General features: G+C 53.0%; 2 tRNA genes and 3 rRNA genes. All 5 read left to right on the top strand.

Going from position 1 to position 4487, the window contains the following annotated elements:
• A 16S ribosomal RNA gene (locus EOE66_RS21580) occupies positions 1–821 on the top strand; the annotation flags it as partial.
• Positions 822–891: 70 nt separating this feature from the next.
• A tRNA-Ile gene (locus EOE66_RS21585) sits at positions 892–968 on the top strand.
• 9 nt (positions 969–977) lie between these two features.
• Positions 978–1053: transfer RNA gene (locus EOE66_RS21590), tRNA-Ala, on the top strand.
• Positions 1054–1308: 255 nt separating this feature from the next.
• Positions 1309–4186, top strand: a 23S ribosomal RNA gene (locus EOE66_RS21595).
• Positions 4187–4312: 126 nt separating this feature from the next.
• Positions 4313–4425 (top strand): 5S ribosomal RNA (gene rrf, locus EOE66_RS21600).
• Positions 4426–4487 lie beyond the last annotated feature (62 nt).

Consider the following 4487-nt stretch of genomic DNA (forward strand, 5'->3'; position numbering starts at 1 on the left):
CACCGATGGCGAAGGCAATCCCCTGGGCCTGTACTGACGCTCATGCACGAAAGCGTGGGGAGCAAACAGGATTAGATACCCTGGTAGTCCACGCCCTAAACGATGTCAACTGGTTGTTGGGAAGGTTCCTTCTCAGTAACGTAGCTAACGCGTGAAGTTGACCGCCTGGGGAGTACGGCCGCAAGGTTGAAACTCAAAGGAATTGACGGGGACCCGCACAAGCGGTGGATGATGTGGTTTAATTCGACGCAACGCGAAAAACCTTACCTACCCTTGACATGTCTGGAATCCTGAAGAGATTTGGGGGTGCTCGAAAGAGAGCCAGAACACAGGTGCTGCATGGCCGTCGTCAGCTCGTGTCGTGAGATGTTGGGTTAAGTCCCGCAACGAGCGCAACCCTTGTCATTAGTTGCTACGAAAGGGCACTCTAATGAGACTGCCGGTGACAAACCGGAGGAAGGTGGGGATGACGTCAGGTCATCATGGCCCTTATGGGTAGGGCTACACACGTCATACAATGGCCGGTACAGAGGGCTGCCAACCCGCGAGGGGGAGCCAATCCCAGAAAACCGGTCGTAGTCCGGATCGCAGTCTGCAACTCGACTGCGTGAAGTCGGAATCGCTAGTAATCGCGGATCAGCTTGCCGCGGTGAATACGTTCCCGGGTCTTGTACACACCGCCCGTCACACCATGGGAGCGGGTTCTGCCAGAAGTAGTTAGCCTAACCGCAAGGGGGGCGATTACCACGGCAGGGTTCGTGACTGGGGTGAAGTCGTAACAAGGTAGCCGTATCGGAAGGTGCGGCTGGATCACCTCCTTTCTGGAAATAAAGCACTCAATTCAAGCGCTCACACTTATCGGCTGTTGTTGACGACAGACTACCCGGGTACGGGTCTGTAGCTCAGTCGGTTAGAGCACCGTCTTGATAAGGCGGGGGTCGTTGGTTCGAATCCAACCAGACCCACCATCCAGACATGGGGGTGTAGCTCAGCTGGGAGAGCACCTGCTTTGCAAGCAGGGGGTCATCGGTTCGATCCCGTTCACCTCCACCATCGATTCTGATCGAAGCGGCCAGTGCGTGTAGTGCGCCCTGGCCGGTTCGATTGCAAGATCGGCTGTCGTTCTTTAAAAATTCATAGAGTCGAAATCAGTGTTGTCGGCGGAAAGCACTTCGGTGCACCGTGCCGCCGGCAACTTAATGATTGCGTCAAAACAACTTCAATTCAGAGATTGAAGTTCGGCATAACGCGTAAATACTCAAACCAGTCATTGACCGACCCGGCCGTCAGCCGGCGTCAAAGTTATAGGGTCAAGTGACTAAGTGCATGTGGTGGATGCCTTGGCGATTACAGGCGATGAAGGACGTGGTAGCCTGCGATAAGCTTCGGGGAGCTGGCAAATAAGCTTTGATCCGGAGATTTCCGAATGGGGAAACCCACCCGCAAGGGTATCGCATACTGAATACATAGGTATGCGAGGCGAACCGAGTGAACTGAAACATCTCAGTAGCTCGAGGAACAGACATCAACCGAGATTCCGAAAGTAGTGGCGAGCGAAATCGGAGAAGCCTGCACGTTTTAGCAGTTGGATTATCAGAACAGTCTGGAAAGGCTGGCCATAGTGGGTGATAGCCCCGTATGAAAAAATCCGATTGTGGAACTAGGCGTGCGACAAGTAGGGCGGGACACGTGTAATCCTGTCTGAATATGGGGGGACCATCCTCCAAGGCTAAATACTCGTAATCGACCGATAGCGAACTAGTACCGTGAGGGAAAGGCGAAAAGAACCCCGGGAGGGGAGTGAAATAGATCCTGAAACCGCATGCATACAAAAAGTCGGAGCCTCGCAAGGGGTGACGGCGTACCTTTTGTATAATGGGTCAGCGACTTACATTCAGTGGCAAGCTTAACCGAATAGGGAAGGCGTAGGGAAACCGAGTCCGAATAGGGCGTTCAGTCGCTGGGTGTAGACCCGAAACCAAGTGATCTATCCATGGCCAGGATGAAGGTACCGTAACAGGTGCTGGAGGTCCGAACCGACTAGTGTTGCAAAACTAGCGGATGAGCTGTGGATAGGGGTGAAAGGCTAAACAAACTTGGAGATAGCTGGTTCTCTCCGAAAGCTATTTAGGTAGCGCCTCAAGTATTACCATCGGGGGTAGAGCACTGTTATGGCTAGGGGGTCATGGCGACTTACCAAACCATTGCAAACTCCGAATACCGATGAGTACAGCTTGGGAGACAGTGCACCGGGTGCTAACGTCCGGACACAAGAGGGAAACAACCCAGACCGCCAGCTAAGGTCCCCAAAATTGGCTAAGTGGGAAACGAAGTGGGAAGGCTAAAACAGTCAGGATGTTGGCTTAGAAGCAGCCATCATTTAAAGAAAGCGTAATAGCTCACTGATCGAGTCGTCCTGCGCGGAAGATGTAACGGGGCTAAGCCAGTTACCGAAGCTGCGGATTTGCACGCAAGTGCAAGTGGTAGGAGAGCGTTCTGTACGCCTGTGAAGGTGGCTTGTGAAGGCTGCTGGAGGTATCAGAAGTGCGAATGCTGACATGAGTAGCGTTAAAGGGGGTGAAAAGCCCCCTCGCCGAAAGCGCAAGGTTTCCTACGCAACGTTCATCGGCGTAGGGTGAGTCGGCCCCTAAGGCGAGGCAGAGATGCGTAGCTGATGGGAAACAGGTCAATATTCCTGTACCGATATGTAGTGCGATGTGGGGACGGAGAAGGTTAACTCAGCCAGGTGTTGGATATCCTGGTTCAAGCATGTAGTCGTGGCCCTTAGGCAAATCCGGGGGTCTTAGATGAGGTGTGATAACGAGGCGGCTTGCCGCTGAAGTGAGTGATACCCAGCTTCCAAGAAAAGCCACTAAGCTTCAGCTACATACGACCGTACCGCAAACCGACACTGGTGCGCGAGATGAGTATTCTAAGGCGCTTGAGAGAACTCTGGAGAAGGAACTCGGCAAATTGACACCGTAACTTCGGAAGAAGGTGTGCCTTTAGTAGGTGAAGTCGTACAGATGGAGCCCAATGAGGCCGCAGAGAATCGGTGGCTGCGACTGTTTACTAAAAACACAGCACTCTGCAAAGACGAAAGTCGACGTATAGGGTGTGACGCCTGCCCGGTGCTGGAAGATTAAATGATGGGGTGCAAGCTCTTGATTGAAGTCCCAGTAAACGGCGGCCGTAACTATAACGGTCCTAAGGTAGCGAAATTCCTTGTCGGGTAAGTTCCGACCTGCACGAATGGCGTAACGATGGCCACACTGTCTCCTCCAGAGACTCAGCGAAGTTGAAATGTTTGTGATGATGCAATCTCCCCGCGGAAAGACGGAAAGACCCCATGAACCTTTACTGTAGCTTTACATTGGACTTTGAACAGATCTGTGTAGGATAGGTGGGAGGCTTTGAAGCGGTGCCGCTAGGTGTCGTGGAGCCAACGTTGAAATACCACCCTGGTGTGTTTGAGGTTCTAACCTTGGCCCGTTATCCGGGTTGGGGACAGTGTATGGTGGGCAGTTTGACTGGGGCGGTCTCCTCCCAAAGTGTAACGGAGGAGTTCGAAGGTACGCTAGGCACGGTCGGAAATCGTGCTGATAGTGCATAGGCATAAGCGTGCTTGACTGCGAGACTGACAAGTCGAGCAGGTACGAAAGTAGGACTAAGTGATCCGGTGGTTCTGTATGGAAGGGCCATCGCTCAACGGATAAAAGGTACTCTGGGGATAACAGGCTGATACCGCCCAAGAGTTCATATCGACGGCGGTGTTTGGCACCTCGATGTCGGCTCATCTCATCCTGGGGCTGTAGCCGGTCCCAAGGGTATGGCTGTTCGCCATTTAAAGAGGTACGTGAGCTGGGTTTAAAACGTCGTGAGACAGTTTGGTCCCTATCTTCCGTGGGCGCTGCAAGATTGAGAGAGCCTGCTCCTAGTACGAGAGGACCGGAGTGGACGCACCTCTGGTGCATCGGTTGTCACGCCAGTGGCATAGCCGAGTAGCTAAGTGCGGAAGAGATAACCGCTGAAAGCATCTAAGCGGGAAACTCGTCTCAAGATGAGTCTTGCCGGGGCCTTGAGCCCCCTGAAGAGTCGTTCGAGACCAGGACGTTGATAGGCCGGGTGTGGAAGCGCAGTAATGCGTTAAGCTGACCGGTACTAATTGCTCGTGAGGCTTGACCCTATAACTTTGACGATCGCCAACAGGCGATAAGGTTCGAGATAGACGTTATGCCAAGACGCAATCAAATCTGATTTCACTCTATGAATTTTGCCTTGCTGCGCATGCGCAGCAGGGTTACCAGTCAAGCCTGATGACCATAGCAAGGTGGTCCCACTCCTTCCCATCCCGAACAGGACAGTGAAACGCCTTTGCGCCGATGATAGTGCGGGTTCCCGTGTGAAAGTAGGACATCGTCAGGCTATTTATTAAGCATCAGCCCCGATCGAGAGATCGGGGCTTTTTGCTTTGCGGGATTGAGTTC

The organism is Rubrivivax rivuli, from assembly GCF_004016505.1.
Taxonomy (GTDB): domain Bacteria; phylum Pseudomonadota; class Gammaproteobacteria; order Burkholderiales; family Burkholderiaceae_C; genus Rubrivivax; species Rubrivivax rivuli.